Source organism: Novosphingobium bradum (genome assembly GCF_042646485.1).
Taxonomy (GTDB): domain Bacteria; phylum Pseudomonadota; class Alphaproteobacteria; order Sphingomonadales; family Sphingomonadaceae; genus Novosphingobium; species Novosphingobium bradum.
In genome coordinates, this window is sequence record NZ_JBHRTQ010000007.1 from 219158 (window position 1) to 235776 (window position 16619).

A 16619-nucleotide genomic window follows, 5' to 3' on the forward strand; every position below is an offset into this window, starting at 1 on the left:
GCTGATTTTCAGGCATCGATGCCGCAGCCGTCGATAGTTGGAACGCCAGTCGGGCCGCTGGCGTGGCTATTTCGGCCACTCGGCATAGTCCGTTGGCTTAGGCGTTGGGTCTTGGCGAGACGGACCTTCAGGCCGGCGCCAGGTCCGCGTTCTGGAAGGTGGACCGGAAATGGGCTTCGTCGAGTTGCCCCAGGATATTGGCCACGCTGGCGGTGGAGTTGACCTTCAGCTTGGAAAAGATGCGGTGCCGATGGATCTTGACCGTGTTCTCGCTGCGATCCATGTCGCTGGCGATCGATTTGGTGGGGAAGCCCTTTGCGATCATCTGGGCGACCAGCAGCTCTGTCGGTGTGAGGGTGCCGACAAGTGCCCTGACCAGCTGGGTGCTCTGCGACCAGCAGCGCATCTTGCGCGATTGGGCGATGCCAATGTGAATGGCATTTCGCAGGGCCATTTCCCCGAATGGCTTCTGGATGAATTCCACCGCGCCCGCCTTCATGCAGTGGGCGACGGTCCCCACATCCTGGGTTCCCGAGACGTAGATGACCGACAGCGCGAAGCCGTTCTTGACGATCCATTCGTGAATGCTGATGCCGTCCTGACCGGGCAACTTGATGTCCAGCAGCAGGCATCCGGTCGGATCGTCCTCGGCGATCTCGCGCAGTTCGTTGCCCGAGCGGAAGCCGCGTACGCGATGGCCAAACAGTTCCACCGCTTCGACGGCTTCCTCCAGAAAGGCCTCATCGTCGTCAACGATGTAGACCGTTTCATTGTCCGGCTTGCAGATGGGATGCAGCGGAAAACCGCTATCCGGGAGCGAGGCCGCTTCGGGCGATTGGCAGGGCCGCAAGAATGTGCGGATGCCGCATAAGCCGGCGTTGTTGAGCGACCATTTGGTGTTTTCCGGTATATCGGACATGATCCCCCCTGCGCCCGAAGGGCCATCAAAGTCATTGTATTTTATTGTCGATTTGGAACTAATCCACGATTAGGTGGATCTATCTGGCCGCTTGCGCGGGGCCGGCGGCCTCAGTTCAGCAGGCGGTGCAGTGCCCAGATTGGCGCAAGCACGATGAGCCAAGCCGTGATCGCCAGGGCCGAAACGATGAATGCCTTGGTCAGCGGACGCAGCGAGGCGGGACGTGCGACGTTCTCGCGGTCCTGCGCGATCCCCGCTTGCGCCGCGGCGCGCGCCTGCGCGAGGACGCCCCAAGCGCCGCGCGGAGCAGGATTGCATCCAATGGAACGGGATGATCGGGCGTTGGCCGCGAACCCGGGGGCGGCGGAAACCGATTGTCGGCGCGCGTGAGCCCGATTCAGATGCATCGCCATAAATCGCCCCGATAGCCTCGTAACACTTTGGAGGCGTATAGGCGCGAGAACGCACGGCCTGAATCAGCGCGAAGACCACAAGAGTAGTCCAACCGTTTATAGGTGGGGCGGAGTCAGCGCCTCGCCCCGGATCGCTGGCCGGCGATTATCGCGGTTGCGTCTCCAGGGCCTGGAGGATCAGGCCTGATATATAGGTGTCGGCATCGAAGCATTCGGCGCCTCGCCTGTGCGGCTTGATCTTGGCGGCCTGCGGGGCGCTCATCGCCGCGTGGGTAACCGCGGAGGCCAGGGAGGTCAGTTTGCTGCGGTCATCGGTGGAGGCGATGCCCATCAACTGTTTCATGGCAATAGTGATCCGATGAGCGACGAGGTTTCCTAGTGCGCGTGCGGTGGGGACATGGGTCCAGTGCATTGAATGGATGAGTTCCTGGGCTTCGAGAAGGTGATCAAAGGCTTTGTCGATCTTTTTTAGCATGGCGTAGGGGCGGTTCGCGGACGGCAATGTGTAACTCATATTCTTGCATTCGTAGCCAGAACCAGGATTTCTGGCTTTCAAGGAAACGCAAATGCCCATTCATTTTACGCAATGGACCGGCCTGAGCGCCTCAGCGTGGAGGAGGGCGGCTCGTGCACATAGCGGCGGTATTGGGTGGCGAATGCTGCCGATGAGGAGAAGCCGAGTTCCATCGCCAGCTCGGTGATGTTTCGGGTTTGGCCTTCCAGGAGCAGGGCCTGGGCCATGAGCATCCGCTCCCGGCGCTGCCATTCCATCGGCGAACAACCAAACCTTGTGGCAAAGGCATATTGCAGGGTCCGGGCCGACATGGCGCTTTCCCGGCACATTTCGGTCAGCGTAAGCGGGCGGTTTCGTGATGCCCGGATGCGGTCGCACAATTCGTCCAGTCGGGAAGGTGGTGGCGCAGGCTGCACCGCCTTCGCCTCGTCGCCGGCCAGGTTCGCGGCGACCCAGCGGTAGATCAGGTCGCCCACGCCGAACTGGTGGGCCAGGGCCGGATCCTCCTGCACGGCATCGATCAGCCGCGAAATCGCCAGGAAGGTCGGGAAGGCGGCGGGGCGACGCTCGAGATCGAGCAGGTGAGGGCGTTCGCAAAGGCGAGGTGCGGGGGCATCGGGACCGGCGTGGGCGGCCAGCGTGGCGTTCAGCCGTGCGATGTCGATCGCGACGATGGCCGCCGATCCGGCGGAAGTTTGGCTTGTGCGGGCAAGATTGGGGAGAAGAATGGCGTCGCGCCCGGCGGCCAAGTCATGATCCGTATTTTCGCAGCGCAGAACACCGCTGCCGTTGCACGGAACCAGCAGGTGCCAGCCGTTCGACTGCCCGACACTGGCTTCCAGCGGAGTGGAGGCATTGGCGATCAATCCGATGCCATCGACTTGCCGCTTTGCGATGATCGAGGCAAAATCGTCGAGGCCGGAAAGGCTGCGCGCCTCCAGCGAGGGCAGCAACAGTTGCAGGCCGTCGGCATAGTGGTCTGGCCGGTCGAATTCGGTTGCGGCATCCTGACCAAAGGGAAGGGAATATAAGTGCATGGCCTGAACTTGGCGGCGCAGTCCCCCGATTTCCTCAATTGCGAATGGCTTTCATTACAGATGTGATAGTGTTCTGAGAGCAAGCACTTGTAACGCCCGGCCGGCAGGCTTCATCCCGTGGCCAGGAAGTTGGCCATTGTCGCCAAGGTCGGCGGTGTCGGTTCGAGCAGATCCCGGCGGCGGTCGTTGGGATCCTTGCGGCGATGGATAAGGCCGGCTTCGACCAACTTGGTAACGTGGCGAAGCGCCGTGCTCAAAGGAACGCGGCTGGAAGCGCAGGCACGGGATACGGGAATTGCCTTGTTGTTCAATCCGGCAGCGGCGACGGACAGCAAGATATCCCACGCCGGATCGCAGAAAAGCTGCTCACCAACATGGACATGGCGAAGGTGCTGGTCGTGAATTAGCAACTTCAGTTGTGCCAACTGCGCCGCCCCATCCATCTTGGGCGAATGGGTCATTGGGGAACCGGGCTGTGCCCCCAGGACCAGTTGTTCGCGTGATCGCAGGCGGTGCCAGGCTCTTGCAGCGCGCCGCAAGGCCGATGCGAAAACATCTTGCGACATTGGTAGCGATAACAAGTCGCGCGCGCCCGCTCGCAAGGCGGCGACCCCATGCACAAGCGAGCAATCGTCGGTTATGACGATCGGGATGATCGGGGCGCAGAAGGGCCGCATCGCTGTGATCTGGTCCAGAAATTCCAGATCGTCCAAGCGGCCCATCCGACTTTCCATCAGGATGATGCCGATCGTGTGATCGTCATTGATCACATTTAGCGCTTGGCGAATGGTGGTCGTGACACGCGTGGGATAGCCTAGAAGGCGCGCGTGGCGGGTAAGGTCAGCGAGATGGCTCGTGGCGCGATCGGCAATTAGGACGGCGCAGGCCTGTTGCAACGGCGGCGCGAATACATCCAGGCCACGCCGTTCGCAGGCCGTGGGCGCCTCAGGCGGAGTGCGGGGCGGTTCAACGGCGGGGTGCATGGGGCGTCAGCAGGGGGGCGCCGGTCACAGGTCAGGCGAACCGGGGGCGATCAAATTCGCCGCGGTAGCCCTGGGACTTGGCATTCTCGATCGATGCGCCGGAGCGGATCTTCCTGCGTAGCCGCTGGATCTGCACTTGCAGGCATTTCACCGCCTCGCTGGTGCCAGACTTGCCGAGCCGATCGAGAATTTGGCCATAGGGTACGGTCTGGCCGTCGTTCTCGTGCAGGACTTCGAGGATGGCGACTTCCGCGCGGGTCAGCGGGGCATCCAGACTTACCGCGTCGGCCGGCGCACCCGCAGGCGCGCTGGCAGCCAAGCGGCGGCGCAACCCTGCTGTCAGCGCGGCGAAGGCCAACGGCCCGGGGGTGCTGATATCGAACACGAAGTCGCCGCCGGAGCGCAGCAGGTCCGCCCGCTCGTCCGGGGTGGATGCGGACAGGCACGCGACAAGCAACTTGCCGGGGAGGAGGCTGCGCCAGTCGCGCAATATGCGGGCCATTCGCCGCGTATCGTCGCCATGGAGAACCAGAATGGAAAATGATCGGTCGGCCTGCGAGATCATCCGCAGGTTCTCGTTCTCGAACGGAAGGACGGCGTCGGCTTCAATCCACTGGTCCAACCACGCCAGCCGCTCCGCGTAAGCGGCATCTCGCAGGCCAATCAACCTGACGGGGCCAAGGATCGCACGCGATTGGACGGGGCCAGGGGAGGCCATGCATGACGGCGGGGGGCCAGGCTCGTCGTCGTTCGCTGGCCGGCCGTCGCGAAAAGTCATGTTCGGTGTCATCGCGGTGATTGCCTGTGAAATATGGCAACCATCATCGGTTCGCGGATGGCTCATTCAAATAAGCCAGTGGTTTACGGCCGTAGGTTGGATTCCGGGGCTTGGTGCGATGCGTGGCGGTTGGCCCTCGGGCGATCGGACCTGAAAGCGACTGGCAGGCCGATCGTGGGAAGCTGGTTGCGTCATGCAAACCGAACCGGGAACTGCCGGAACCTTTCCCGGGTTACTGCAAGCGACCTAAACCGATTGTGATCGAACCCGGGCTTTTCGACTATTTCCCGGCTGATGGGAACGCGGGAGAGTGAGGCCATTCAACGGGCGGGAAAGCGCGTCACCCGGTCAATTGGCAGGTAGGCTGAATATGGATCGCGAAGCAATCATCACCCTCACGGCAGATATCGTCTCCTCCTACGTGAGCAACAATCCGCTTGAAACGAAAGATATTCCGCAGGTCATCCAGTCGATCGCGGTCGCGCTGGAGGCCGTGAAAGCCAATGAGGCGATCCTGGTTCCGCCTGTTCCCGCCGTCGACGTGAAGCGCGCCATCAAGCCCGGCGCGGTGACCTGTCTCGATTGCGGCCGGGTCATGAAGTCTCTCAAGCAGCATCTTCGCCTGGCGCATGATCTCACTCCCGAAGGCTACCGCGCCCGTTGGGGGCTCAAGCCGGACGCGCCGATTGTCGCGCCAGACTATTCCGCCCGTCGCAAGCAGATCGCCCTGGACCATCAGCTTGGCCACAAGGCCGCTGCCTGACCTTGCTGCCCAAGCCCTGACGCGATCCTCCGGGTGACCGGCAGCGTGATCGGCGTTGAAGATGGCCAATCACTCTGAAGGAAAGTCGACCTCGATCGGCTCGATCAGCGGCAGCAGCCAAGCCAGCAGCGCCTGGTGCAGCGGATGGTCGCCATAGGCGGTCAGCGCCGCCTGGTCGGTGAACTTCATCACGCCGCCCGTCTCGTATCCGGCATGGCGGGCGGCCAGGTTCGTGCCGACATGAATTTCGATCATGCCGGGGATCCTGCCGGCGAACGCGCGGAGCTCCTGGAGGGCGCGCGCCTTGTCATCAGCGGTGGCGGCGGGCAGCCACCGGAATGCGAACATATGGATCAGCATGAAAGTCACGCGAAATGGCTGGAAGGGACGCGAAAACCTAGCCTTGTTTGCGGGGCGCGCGCAATGGGCATAGGTCGCGCCCAAGCGCGAGGTCGACCGCCGGGCCGACCGCCGGGCCGAGAGCACTAACCTGCCGTTCCGGCAGGCGGAGGCGATGCGCTGCTGCCGTCAGATCAAGGGCTTGCGGACGTTCGCTTCGGTCTGCGCCGTGGTCGGCAATCACTTTGCCCCGGAGGTTCGCGCCGTCGTCCGCCGCCTGGATGTCGCCGACGTCTTGGCGGGCGCGGGGGTGCCTTGCTGCATCTTGGCGATCTGTTCGAACACGTCGTTTTCGGCGGCGCGGATGTGTTCGCCGGCGAGTTCGACCGCCTTGTCGGCGTCGCGCGCGGCATAGGCTTCATAGAGCTGGCGATGCTGCTTGGTGGCTTCGGCCTGGGCTTTCGCCAGGTTGATCTGGAGCTGGAGATAGCGATCCGACGTGGCGTGCAACGAGGCTACAATGGCCATGATCCGGGGGCGCTTGGCCGGTGCACACATGGCATTGTGGAAGGCCCAGTTGTACTGGGACAGTTCCGAGGGGGGAGCTTTCGCCTTGATGCCGTTTTCATAGCGCGCGAGCGCGGCGGCCACGTCGAGGATGTCCTGCTCGGTGGCGTTTTCAATCGCGGCGCGGACCAGCCCGGGTTCCAGCAGGTAGCGCGCATCGAAGATTTCGCGGGCATCGTCGATGCTCATTTCCGCCACGACCGCGCCCTTGTGCGGCTGGATGGCGACCAGGCCTTCGGCTTCGAGCTGCAGGAGCGCCTCGCGCACCGGGATGCGGCTCACGTCGAGTTCGGCGGCGATGGAGTCCTGCCGGAGCGGCTGGCCGCCCTGGTATTCCCCCGCGACGATCTTCTGTCGCAGCCAATCGCACACTTCGGCTGTGACGGTTTGCCGTTTCAGGCCGGAATTCATCTGCTTCTCCTGCCAACCGATCACCACGGGGACGTCGGCCTGTCGATCCCGACGGCCTATTACCGGAATTCGGATGCATGACAAAGGAACCGATGCCCGGACCGGCGAATTCCGGACCGGACGGCGGCAGGTGGCCAGGGCCGATGGCCTGATCCGCCGCTCTCGCCAAGGCTGGCGTGTTGACGCATAGTATATAATATGATTGGATGAAATATACGATTTATCGAGTGCGGGCCGATCCGCGCGGCGCGCGGCCGGATGGCGGCAAGGCGCCGCACCGGGTCGCCGCCGCACACAGGCTGCGAGACTGGCGATCGGCCGGCCTCGCCAAACACGAATGGGTTGGAAATGACAGGACTTTCGGGCGAATTGTTTATCGGGGCTGACAGGATTTCGGGATCGGGCCAGGCCATCCACGGATGGAATCCGGCCACCGGCGAACGGCTCGATCCGGCTTATCCCGGCGCGAGCCTGGCCGACGTGGAGCGGGCCTGCGGGCTCGCGGACGAGGCGTTCGATCCGTTCCGTGCCTTGCCGCTTGGCGCCCGTGCCGACTTTCTCGAACGCATCGCGGCCAATATCCTGGGCATCGGCGATGCGCTGATCGAGCGGGCGATGGCCGAGACCGGGCTGCCGCGCGGCCGGCTCGAAGGTGAGCGCGGCCGCACCGTCACCCAGTTGCGGCTGTTTGCCGAGGTCGTGCGGGCCGGGCGGTTTCTCGAGGCGCGGGTCGATCCGGCCCAGCCCGACCGCCAGCCGGCGCCCCGTCCCGACCTGCGCCTGCGGATGATCGGCCTGGGGCCGGTGGCGGTATTCGGGGCGTCCAACTTCCCCCTCGCGTTCTCGGTGGCCGGAGGGGACACGGCCTCGGCCCTGGCGGCGGGCTGCCCGGTGGTGGTCAAGGCTCACAGCGCCCACCCCGGCACGTCGGAACTGGTCGGCAAGGCGGTGCAGCAGGCCGTGGCCGAATGCGGGCTGCCGGCCGGCGTCTTTTCGCTGCTGTTCGGCAACGGGACCGATATCGGCCGGGCGCTGGTCGCCGATCCCCGGATCAAGGCGGTCGGCTTCACCGGCAGCCGGTCGGGCGGGCTGGCCCTGCTGGAGGTGGCGCAAGGCCGCCCGGAACCCATTCCTGTCTATGCCGAGATGAGCTCGATCAATCCGGTGCTGCTCCTGCCCGGCGCCCTGGCCGAGCGCGCGCCGGAGATCGCCCGCGCCTTCGTGGCCTCGGTGACCCTGGGGGCGGGCCAGTTCTGCACCAATCCCGGCCTGCTGGTGGCGGTTGAAGGCGAGGGGCTGGATGCCTTCGTGGAGGGCGCCGCCCTGGCCATGGCGAGCGCCGAACCCCAGGTCATGCTTACGGCGGGCATCGCGCGGGCCTATGGCGAGGGCGTGGACCGCCTTGGCGCTGCCGGCGAGGTGACGCTGGCCGGGCGGGGCCGGGCGGCGAGTGGCAACCAGGGCCAGGCCGCGCTGTTCTCGGTGTCGGCCAAGGCCTTCCTTGCCAATCCGGCGCTGCAGGAGGAGGTGTTTGGCGCCGCCGCGCTGCTTGTGCGCTGCGGCGAGGCGGCCGAGCTGCATTCGGTCCTGCGGGCCTTGCAGGGGCAATTGACCGCCGCGCTGCACGTGGCGGACGGCGATGCCGGGCTGGTTCAAGGCCTGCTGCCGCTGCTTGAGCGAAAGGTTGGCCGGATCATCTTCAACAACTTCGGGACCGGGGTCGAGGTGGCCCATGCGATGGTGCACGGCGGGCCGTTCCCCGCCACCAGCGACAGCCGCACCACTTCGGTCGGGACCCTGGCGATCGACCGGTTCCTCCGGCCCGTCAGCTACCAGGATATGCCCGAGGCCCTGCTTCCCGACGAGCTGAAGTCGGCCAATCCGCTGGCGATTCCCCGGCTGGTCGACGGCGCCTAGCGGCCTGGCGGCGCGGCCGGGCACGGCGCGCAGCGGCTGCGAAAACTCCGCTTGCGTGTATATTGGATACAATATACATAGGGCGCGCAATCAAGGAGGATTATGTCCATGTCTGTTTCGACGGCCCTCTGGCGGGGCGTCTATCCCGCGGCCACCACGCAGTTCAGAGCCGATCTCTCGGTTGACCTGGATGCATCGCAGAACGTCCAGAAGTGCCTGGTCGACGATGGGGTGAACGGCCTGATCCTGCTGGGCACCTGCGGCGAGAACAACTCGCTCGAACCGGAGGAAAAGCGCGCGCTGCTGGCGGCCGGCGTCGAAGCCGTGGGCGGGCGCGTCCCGCTGGTCGCGGGCGTGTCGGAACTCTCGACCGACCGGGCGATCCGCTATGCCAAGGATGCCGAGAAGATCGGCGTCGACGCGCTGATGGTCCTGCCCGCGATGGTCTACGTGCCGACCGCGGCCGAGCTCGAGGCGCATTTCCGCGCGGTGGCCGAAGCGACCTCACTGCCGATCATGCTCTACAACAATCCGCCGGCCTACCGTGTGTCGATCGATTTCGGCACGCTCGATGCCCTCTCCGACATCGAGAACATCGTCGCGGTCAAGGAAAGCGCCCCGGACCCGCGCCGCTTCACCGACGTGATCAACCGGTTCGGCGATCGCTACCAGGTCATGGCCGGGCTGGACGACATTGCCCTGGAAGGCCTGATGCTGGGCGCCTCGGGCTGGGTTTCGGGCCTGACGAGCGCCTTCCCGGAAGAATCGGTGCGCCTCGTGGCGGCCTTCGAGGAAGGCAACTGGGAGGAAGCCCGCGCGATCTATCGCTGGTTCATGCCGCTGCTGCATCTCGATGCTGAGCATGATCTGGTCCAGTCGATCAAGCTGGCCGAGCAGATCATGGGCCGCGGCAGCGAGCGCGTGCGGATGCCGCGGATGCCGCTGGCCGGCGAGCGGCGCAAGCAGGTCATCCAGTGGGTCGAAGAGGCCGCGGCGACCCAGCCGAGCAAGCAGGCCGCCAAGGCCGCCCACTGATCCGGGGCGCCTTGCCGGCAGCCGCGCGGTCGACCCGACCACGCCTTGCCGGCAAGGCGCGCCAAGCGGTGGCCGCCGCCTTCACCTCATGTCTCAACCGGCGACAGGTTCATCATGACCGATCATTCCAGTGCAGAGGTGTTGGCGCGCTTCGCGGGCAAGGTCCGCGAATATGGCCACTTCATCGACGGCGCCTTCGTTCCCGGCGCTGACGGCGCGGTGATCGAACGCCACAATCCGGCGACGGGCGCGCTGGTGGCGCAATGGCCGCGCGGCTCGGCCCAGGATGCGGACCAGGCGGTGGCCGCCGCCGTTGCCGCCGACGAGGACCGGCGCTGGTCCAGCCTTCCGGCGGGCGAGCGGGCCGACGTGCTCATGCGCGTGTCCGACCATCTGCGGAACCGCTGCGAAGAGCTGGCGCTGATCGAGACGATCGAAACCGGCAAGCCGTTTTCGCAAGCCTGCGAGGAAGTGCGGTGGGCCGGGGACATCTGGAATTTCGCCGCCGGCCAGGCGCGGGCGATCCACGGCGATGCCCACGCCAACCTTGGCGATGACAAGCTCGGTCTGGTCCTGCGCGACCCGGCCGGTCCGGTGGCGCTGATCACCCCGTGGAACTATCCGCTGGTCGTGCTCAGCCAGAAGCTGCCCTATGCCCTGGCCGCCGGCTGTCCGGTGGTGCTCAAGCCCAGCGAGTTTACTTCGGGCACGGCGCTGGAGCTGGCGCGGATCCTTGCCGATGCGGGCCTTCCGGCCGGCGTGTTCAACATCGTCACCGGGTTTGGCGATCCGGTGGGCCAGCGGCTGGCCGAGCATCCCCAAATCCGTGTGATCTCGTTCACCGGCTCCACCGCGACCGGGCGCAGGATCGCCGAGGCTTCGGCCGCCAACCTCAAGAAGTGCGTGCTTGAGCTGGGCGGCAAGAACCCTTCGATCGTCTTTGCCGATGCTCCGCTGGAGGAAGCGGTGGACGGGGTGATCAAGGGCTTCGTTTACAACACCGGCGCCGAATGTTGCAGCGGCAGCCGCGTCTACGTGCAGCGCGAGTTGGCGGGCCGGTTCGCGGCGGCGGTCTGCGAAGGCTTGGCCGCGGTCCGGGTGGGCGATCCGCTCGATCCGGCCACGGTCATGGGCTCGGTCAACAACCAGGCGCAGTTCGACAAGATCCAGGGCTACATCGCCCAGGGCAAGGCCACGGCCACGCTGCTCCATGGCGGGGAGGTCCGCCCGGACCTTGGCGGCCTGTTCGTCGAGCCGACGGTGTTCACCGACGTGCCGGCCGGCTCCGCCCTGACGCGCGAGGAGATTTTCGGGCCGGTGATCGCGATCATCCCGTTTGACGATGCCGAAGAGGCGATCCGCCTGGCGAACGATACCGACTATGGCCTGGCCTCGGCCATCTGGACCCGCGATTTCGAAACCGCGATGACCATGGCGCGGCGCGTGCGATCGGGCATCGTGTGGGTCAACACCTTCCTCGACGTGCCCTCGGAGGTCCCGATCGGGGGAATCCGGCAAAGCGGCTACGGACGCGAGAACGGCCGCCAGGCGATCGAGGAGTTCACGGTCCTCAAGACGGTCATTCTCCAGAATCCGACCGGGTATGGCCGGTATCTCTCGTGAGCGGGCCGCTGCGTGATGCGCCAGGGCCGAAATTGCCCGTTGCCGATGATCCGCGCCGGCTGGCAGATGGCATCGCGCTGATCGCCGGCCAGGCCCGTGCCGCGGCGCTTTATTCGAGCGTTCCGTTGAGCTTCTGGGGTGGGGTCGATCCGCGGACCGGCGAGATCATCGACCGCCATCACCCGCTCCAGGGCCAGTCGCTCAAGGGCCGCATCCTGGCGATCCCGAGGGGGCGCGGCTCGTGCACCGGGAGCAGCGTGCTGCTCGAGCTGATCCTCAATGGCGCGGGGCCGGCAGGCATCGTCATTGCCGAGGCCGACGAGATCATCGCGCTCGGGGTGCTGGTTGCCGCGCTGATGTTCGACCGTTCGATTCCGGTCTTTTGCGTGGGGCAGGAAGCCTTCGCCGCGCTGGCCGAGGCCGACGTGCTGGCCATGGATGGAACGCGCCTGACCGTGATCGGCGCACACGACGAGGCAAGCTGGCTGCTGCCGAACGACAGCACGCGCCAGCGCCCCATGGACCTGACCGACCGCGACCGGGCCATGCTGGCCGGCGATCATGGCCGGGCCAGGCAGTTCGCCATGCAGCTGATGGTCGGCATGGCCCGGCTGTTCGGGGCCAGCGAGTTCATCGACGTGTCGCAGGCGCACATCGACGGGTGCATCTACACGGGGCCGGCCAGCCTCCGATTTGCCGAGCAACTGCTCGCCTGGGGCGGCAGGGTTGCCGTGCCCACCTCGCTCAACGCCATCTCGGTCGACCGGCGGCGCTGGCGCGAGCTGGGGGTGGCCCCCGCGTTCGGCGAACAGGCCGACCGGCTGGGCCAGGTCTATCTCGAACTCGGCGCGCGGCCCACTTTCACCTGCGCCCCCTACCTGCTGGATTCGGCGCCGGAATTTGGCGACCAGATCGTCTGGGGTGAATCCAACGCCGTGGCCTTTGCCAACAGCGTGCTGGGCGCGCGCACGCTGAAGTATCCCGATTACCTCGATATCTGCGCCGCGCTGGTCGGCCGGGGGCCGCTGGTTGGCCCGCATACCTCGGCGGGCCGACGCGGGCGCATCCGCATCGACGTGACGCTTCCGCAAGGCGCCGACGATTCGCTGTTTCCCTTGCTGGGGCATCACCTTGGCGCCCTGTGCGGGGCCACGATCCCGGTGATCTGCGGCCTTGCGGAAAGCCGGCCCACCACCGACGATCTCAAGGCCTTTGCCGCCGCCTTCGCCACCACCGGCGCGGCGCCGATGTTCCACATCGTCGGCGTGACGCCCGAAGCCCCGACCCTTGCCGATGCCCTGGGCGGTCTGGAGCCGGAGCGGCACCTTGCCGTCGGCCCGGCGGACCTGCTGGAAGTCTGGCGCGAGTTCAACGGCCATGGGGGCGGGCAGGCGGTTGAGGTGATCTCGCTGGGTAATCCCCACCTCTCGCTGGCGGAATGCGAGGCCATCGCCGGGCTGTGCGAGGGCCGGCGCCGGGCCGAGGGCACGCGGCTGATGCTGACCATGGGCCGCAAGGTCCACGAGGACGCGCTGGCCGCCGGCTGGATCGAGGCGATCGAGCGCTTCGGCGGCACGATCATCACCGACACCTGCTGGTGCATGATCGAAACCCCGGTGATCCCGGAATCCGCCCGGACCCTGATGACCAATTCGGGCAAATATGCCCATTACGGCCCCGGCCTGACCCGGCGCGCGGTGCGGTTCGGCAGCCTTGCGGCCTGCCTTGACGCCGCCGTCACCGGCCAATTCTCGCCGCAGCCGCCAGATTGGCTGATCGCATGACCGCATGACCGCCGGGGAGGGCGCGCGGATCGGGAGACCGCGCGGCCGCCGCCGGATTTCCCCGCGATGAAAGTGGAAGGCAGGCACAACATGAGCACTTGCGAAGGGCTGGCGTCCCACGATCCTGCCACTGGCGCGGCCCGGGCACCATCACCCGGAAGCGGGCTCAAGGCCGATTGCCTGGGCGCCAAGGACATCGTGTTCTTCATCATCGCGGCCGCTTCGCCGCTCACCTGCATCATCGCGACGACCGCGATCATGATCGGCCGCGGCAACGGGATCGGCAGTCCGGCCGCCTTCGCTTTCGTTACCGGGATCCTGTTGCTGTTCGCGGTCGGCTACCTGGCGATGACTCCCTTCGTCCGCACCGCCGGTTCGCTCTATGCCTATGTCACGCTGGGGCTTGGCCGCCATGCGGGGCTGGGCTGCGCGGCGCTGATGATCCTGGCCTATACGGCGGTCCAGGCCGGTTGCTACGGCGGGTTCGGGTACTATGCCGCGGAACTGGTGCAGGAAGCCACGGGGCTGGCCCTGCCGTGGTGGGCCTATTGCTTCGCCGCCACCATGGCCTGCCTGCTGCTCAGTCTGCGCGGGGTGCATTCGGGGGCGGTCGTGCTGGGCGTGCTGCTCACCACCGAATGCCTGCTGCTGTTCGTGCTGTGCCTGGGCATCGTCCTGAACAGTCCGGTGCCCCTGGCGGAATTCTCGTTGCAGCCGTTTTCACCGCGCGCGCTGCTTGCCCCTGGCGTCGGGGTTTCGCTGGTCTTTGCCTGCGCGGGGTTCATCGGCTTCGAAGGCAGCGCCATCTATCGCGAGGAAGCGCGCGATCCCGACCGGACCATTCCGCGCGCGACCTACTTTGCGGTCGTGTTCATGGGCACGCTGTTTTCGGTGACGACCTGGCTGGTGATCAATGCGCTGGGCCTGGACAAGGCCGTGGCCGTTGCCCGCCGCGAAAGCGGCAACCTGATCTTCCACGTCAGTGACCTGGTTCTGGGCCACTCGGCGACCTATTTCTTCAATGTCTTCATCATCACCGCGCTGTTCGCGGCCACGCTGACCTTCCACAACAACATCGCGCGCTATCTCTACACGCTCGGCCGGCAACGGCTGCTGTGGCCGGCGCTGGGCCACACCTCCGCGATCCAGAAGGCGCCCTATGTGGCCTGCATCGCCCAGATTGCCTCGGTCCTGGTGATCTTGTCGCTCTGCGCCGTGATCGGGCTTGATCCCTACAACGTCGTCTTCGCCACCCTGACGGGGTGGGGCGCGGTTGGCCTGATCTTCGCGCAGGCCGTGGCATCGCTCGCGATCCTCGCCTTCTTCCTCCGCAACCGGACGGGCCGCAGCCCGGGCAGGATCCTGGTCGCGCCGGCGCTGGCCTGCCTCGGGTTCGTCGCCATCCTCCTGTTCGCCTTCCGCAGCGCCGATCTTCTGCTGGGGATCGACCTGGCCCTGGCGGTGCCGGTGGCGATGACGGTGTTCCTCGTCTTTGCTGGCGGCATGGGCTTTGCGCTGGTCCTGCGCCGGCGCGCGCCCGAAGCCTTTGCCCGCATTCATGCCTCGCTGACCGACGGCCCGGCGGCCGTGGACGCGGATTAGCCGGGCCGCGCCCGCCGTTCACCGGCTTCGCATCGACACTGCAACGGGGTTACAACCATGCCGCGAACGACCTACGACTACATCATCGTTGGTGCCGGCGCCGCCGGCGCGATCGTGGCGGCGCGGCTGAGCGAGGATTCCGCCGTCAGGGTCCTGCTGGTGGAATCCGGTCCGCGCAGTCGCAGCGTGCTGGTCAGTATGCCGGCGGCGCTCGCCTTTCCGCTGACCAACCCCAAGCTGACCTGGTCGTTCGACACCGGCCCCGAGCCTTACCTTGATGGCCGGTTGATCACGCACGTGCGCGGGCGGTTGCTGGGCGGATCGACCTCGGTGAACGGCATGGTCTACGTGCGGGGCAACCGGCGGGACTACGACGACTGGGCCGCCGAAGGGCTGGCCGGATGGAGCTATGCCGACTGCCTGCCCTACTTCAAGAAGCTGGAAGCCTATGATGGCGGCGAGGATGCGTTCCGCGGCCGGTCCGGGCCGGTCCGCATCACCCGGGCGCCGGCCCGCAACCCCATGTTCGAGGCCTTTCTCGAAGCGGGCCAGCAGGCCGGCCTGCCGCTTGCCGACGACTACAACGGCGCCCGGCAGGAGGGCGTCACCGTCTACCAGACCAACATCGATCGCGGCGTGCGGGCAAGCACGGCCCACGCCTACCTGAAGCCGGCCGCTGCCCGCGACAACCTGACCATCTGCCCCGCCGCCACGGTGACGCGCGTGCTGTTTGCCGAGAGGACCGCGATTGGCATCGAGATGGTCGATGCGCGCGGCACGGCCGTGCAGGTTCATGCCGCCCGCGAGGTGATCATCAGTTGCGGAACCTACAAGAGCCCGCAACTGCTGATGCTGTCCGGCATCGGCGAGCGCCAGACGCTCGAACGGTTCGGGATTGGCGTGGTCCACGACAACGCGGCGGTCGGGCGCAACCTGGAAGACCATGCGGCGGTGTCGGTCTCCTATCATTCCGCACGGAACGGCGTTTCGCCGGGGGTCGACCTTGGCCTGCTGCGCCGGGCGGGCATCGGGGCGCAGTGGCTGTTCCTGCGCCGGGGACTGGGCGCCACCAACTTCTGGGAGACCGGGGCGTTCTTCCGCAGCAGCGATCAGGCAGACCACGCGGACATCCAGCACGAGTTCTGCCCGATGCTGGGGGAATTCGCCCATGGCGAGGTCTCGGTGCGCGACGGGTTCCAGTACCAGACCTGCCTGATGCGCCCGAAAAGCCGGGGCTACGTGACCTTGAAGAGCGCGCGGTTCGATGATGCGCCGATCATCGTCAACAATTACCTCCAGCACCGCGACGACGTCCGCGACCTGGGCAATGGCGTGCGCCGCACCCTGGAAATGGTCCGGCAGAAGGGGTGGGATACCCTGCGCGGAGCGCCGGCCGAGCCGGACCTCGCCCGGTTCGACGACCGCGCCATGGCGGCGTGGCTGCGCCAGCACGTGGGCACGCAGTATCACCCCTCGGGCACGTGCCGCATGGGCCTTGGCGAGGACTCGGTGGTGGACGGCGAGGGGCGGGTTCATGGCGTCGCGGGGCTGCGGGTCATCGATGCCTCGGTGATCCCCCATGTCACCAGCGGCAACCTGAACTGCCCGACGATGATGGTTGCCGAAAAGCTTGCCGACCGGGTCAGGAATGCCCCGGCATTGGCCCCTGAACCGCTGATTTCCGGTTGAATTTCAATGCCTGATCGCCCCGATCGGCGTGGTGGCCAGCCCGGTGCCCGGCCCGCCCTGGCGGCCGGATCAGGCGCCATATGCCCAGGCGAATGCCCGCCGTGCAAAATTCGGATACAATATACAAAGACCATTGACTGACATTGCGGATTGTATACCATATCCAACATAGGCCGCCGAAATCGAGTGGCCATACGGCGTCGGACTTCTTCGGGCGCGTCCGACCGAGCCGGGCAACGGCCTGT

General features: G+C 66.2%; 15 protein-coding genes. 7 read left to right on the top strand and 8 right to left on the bottom strand.

All coding sequences use genetic code 11. The features are described from left to right. Nucleotides 1-127: 127 nt before the first annotated feature. The 6 genes from ACFOD9_RS07015 to ACFOD9_RS07040 all read right to left on the bottom strand — a co-directional run bounded on the left by ACFOD9_RS07015 (nucleotide 128) and on the right by ACFOD9_RS07040 (nucleotide 4644). The gene (locus tag ACFOD9_RS07015) at nucleotides 128-919 is read right to left on the bottom strand and encodes a response regulator transcription factor (RefSeq protein ID WP_379509372.1); all 792 of its coding nucleotides are present in this window, start codon (nucleotides 917-919) and stop codon (nucleotides 128-130) included. A 110-nt stretch (nucleotides 920-1029) separates the two neighbouring features. Further along, on the bottom strand, nucleotides 1030-1332 hold the full coding sequence (locus ACFOD9_RS07020) for a hypothetical protein (RefSeq protein WP_379509373.1): 303 nt from the start codon (nucleotides 1330-1332) through the stop codon (nucleotides 1030-1032). 145 nt (nucleotides 1333-1477) lie between these two features. Further along, complete coding sequence (locus ACFOD9_RS07025; protein ID WP_379509374.1) at nucleotides 1478-1846, bottom strand: hypothetical protein; 369 nt, start codon at nucleotides 1844-1846, stop codon at nucleotides 1478-1480. Nucleotides 1847-1911: 65 nt separating this feature from the next. Further along, nucleotides 1912-2883 (bottom strand): AraC family transcriptional regulator, encoded by a 972-nt coding sequence (locus tag ACFOD9_RS07030; protein WP_379509375.1) that lies wholly within the window; start codon nucleotides 2881-2883, stop codon nucleotides 1912-1914. Between the two features lie 110 nt (nucleotides 2884-2993). Continuing rightward, on the bottom strand, nucleotides 2994-3653 hold the full coding sequence (locus tag ACFOD9_RS07035) for a MarR family transcriptional regulator (RefSeq protein WP_379509376.1): 660 nt from the start codon (nucleotides 3651-3653) through the stop codon (nucleotides 2994-2996). Between the two features lie 244 nt (nucleotides 3654-3897). After that, nucleotides 3898-4644, bottom strand: a complete 747-nt coding sequence (locus ACFOD9_RS07040) for a winged helix-turn-helix domain-containing protein (protein ID WP_379509377.1) — start codon at nucleotides 4642-4644, stop codon at nucleotides 3898-3900. A gap of 370 nt (nucleotides 4645-5014) precedes the next feature. Here ACFOD9_RS07040 and ACFOD9_RS07045 point away from each other — a divergent pair, with 370 nt between their 5' ends. Beyond that, nucleotides 5015-5407 carry a MucR family transcriptional regulator gene (locus ACFOD9_RS07045; protein WP_379509378.1) on the top strand — a complete coding sequence of 131 codons (393 nt, stop codon included), beginning with the start codon at nucleotides 5015-5017 and terminating at the stop codon, nucleotides 5405-5407. Nucleotides 5408-5476: 69 nt separating this feature from the next. On the opposite strand, the gene ACFOD9_RS07050 is transcribed toward ACFOD9_RS07045, so the two are convergent. Together ACFOD9_RS07050 and ACFOD9_RS07055 are read right to left on the bottom strand one after the other, a co-directional pair. Further along, complete coding sequence (locus ACFOD9_RS07050; RefSeq protein ID WP_379509379.1) at nucleotides 5477-5767, bottom strand: Dabb family protein; 291 nt, start codon at nucleotides 5765-5767, stop codon at nucleotides 5477-5479. A gap of 219 nt (nucleotides 5768-5986) precedes the next feature. Then, nucleotides 5987-6724, bottom strand: a complete 738-nt coding sequence (locus tag ACFOD9_RS07055; RefSeq protein WP_379509380.1) for a GntR family transcriptional regulator — start codon at nucleotides 6722-6724, stop codon at nucleotides 5987-5989. 348 nt (nucleotides 6725-7072) lie between these two features. Between ACFOD9_RS07055 and ACFOD9_RS07060 the strand changes: the two genes are divergently transcribed. From ACFOD9_RS07060 to ACFOD9_RS07085, 6 genes are all read left to right on the top strand, one after another. Further along, nucleotides 7073-8641, top strand: a complete 1569-nt coding sequence (locus tag ACFOD9_RS07060; protein ID WP_379509381.1) for an aldehyde dehydrogenase (NADP(+)) — start codon at nucleotides 7073-7075, stop codon at nucleotides 8639-8641. A gap of 108 nt (nucleotides 8642-8749) precedes the next feature. Beyond that, entirely contained in the window at nucleotides 8750-9676 is a 927-nt protein-coding gene (locus ACFOD9_RS07065) for a dihydrodipicolinate synthase family protein (RefSeq protein WP_379509382.1), read from the top strand. A 114-nt stretch (nucleotides 9677-9790) separates the two neighbouring features. Continuing rightward, entirely contained in the window at nucleotides 9791-11299 is a 1509-nt protein-coding gene (locus ACFOD9_RS07070; protein WP_379509383.1) for an aldehyde dehydrogenase family protein, read from the top strand. A gap of 32 nt (nucleotides 11300-11331) precedes the next feature. After that, nucleotides 11332-13083 carry a cis-3-hydroxy-L-proline dehydratase gene (gene lhpI, locus ACFOD9_RS07075; RefSeq protein ID WP_379509384.1) on the top strand — a complete coding sequence of 584 codons (1752 nt, stop codon included), beginning with the start codon at nucleotides 11332-11334 and terminating at the stop codon, nucleotides 13081-13083. Nucleotides 13084-13173: 90 nt separating this feature from the next. Then, nucleotides 13174-14685: an APC family permease gene (locus ACFOD9_RS07080; RefSeq protein ID WP_379509385.1), complete on the top strand. Its 1512-nt coding sequence runs from the start codon at nucleotides 13174-13176 to the stop codon at nucleotides 14683-14685. A 57-nt stretch (nucleotides 14686-14742) separates the two neighbouring features. Then, nucleotides 14743-16374 (top strand): choline dehydrogenase, encoded by a 1632-nt coding sequence (locus ACFOD9_RS07085; protein WP_379509386.1) that lies wholly within the window; start codon nucleotides 14743-14745, stop codon nucleotides 16372-16374. The last annotated feature ends 245 nt before the right edge of the window (nucleotides 16375-16619 follow it).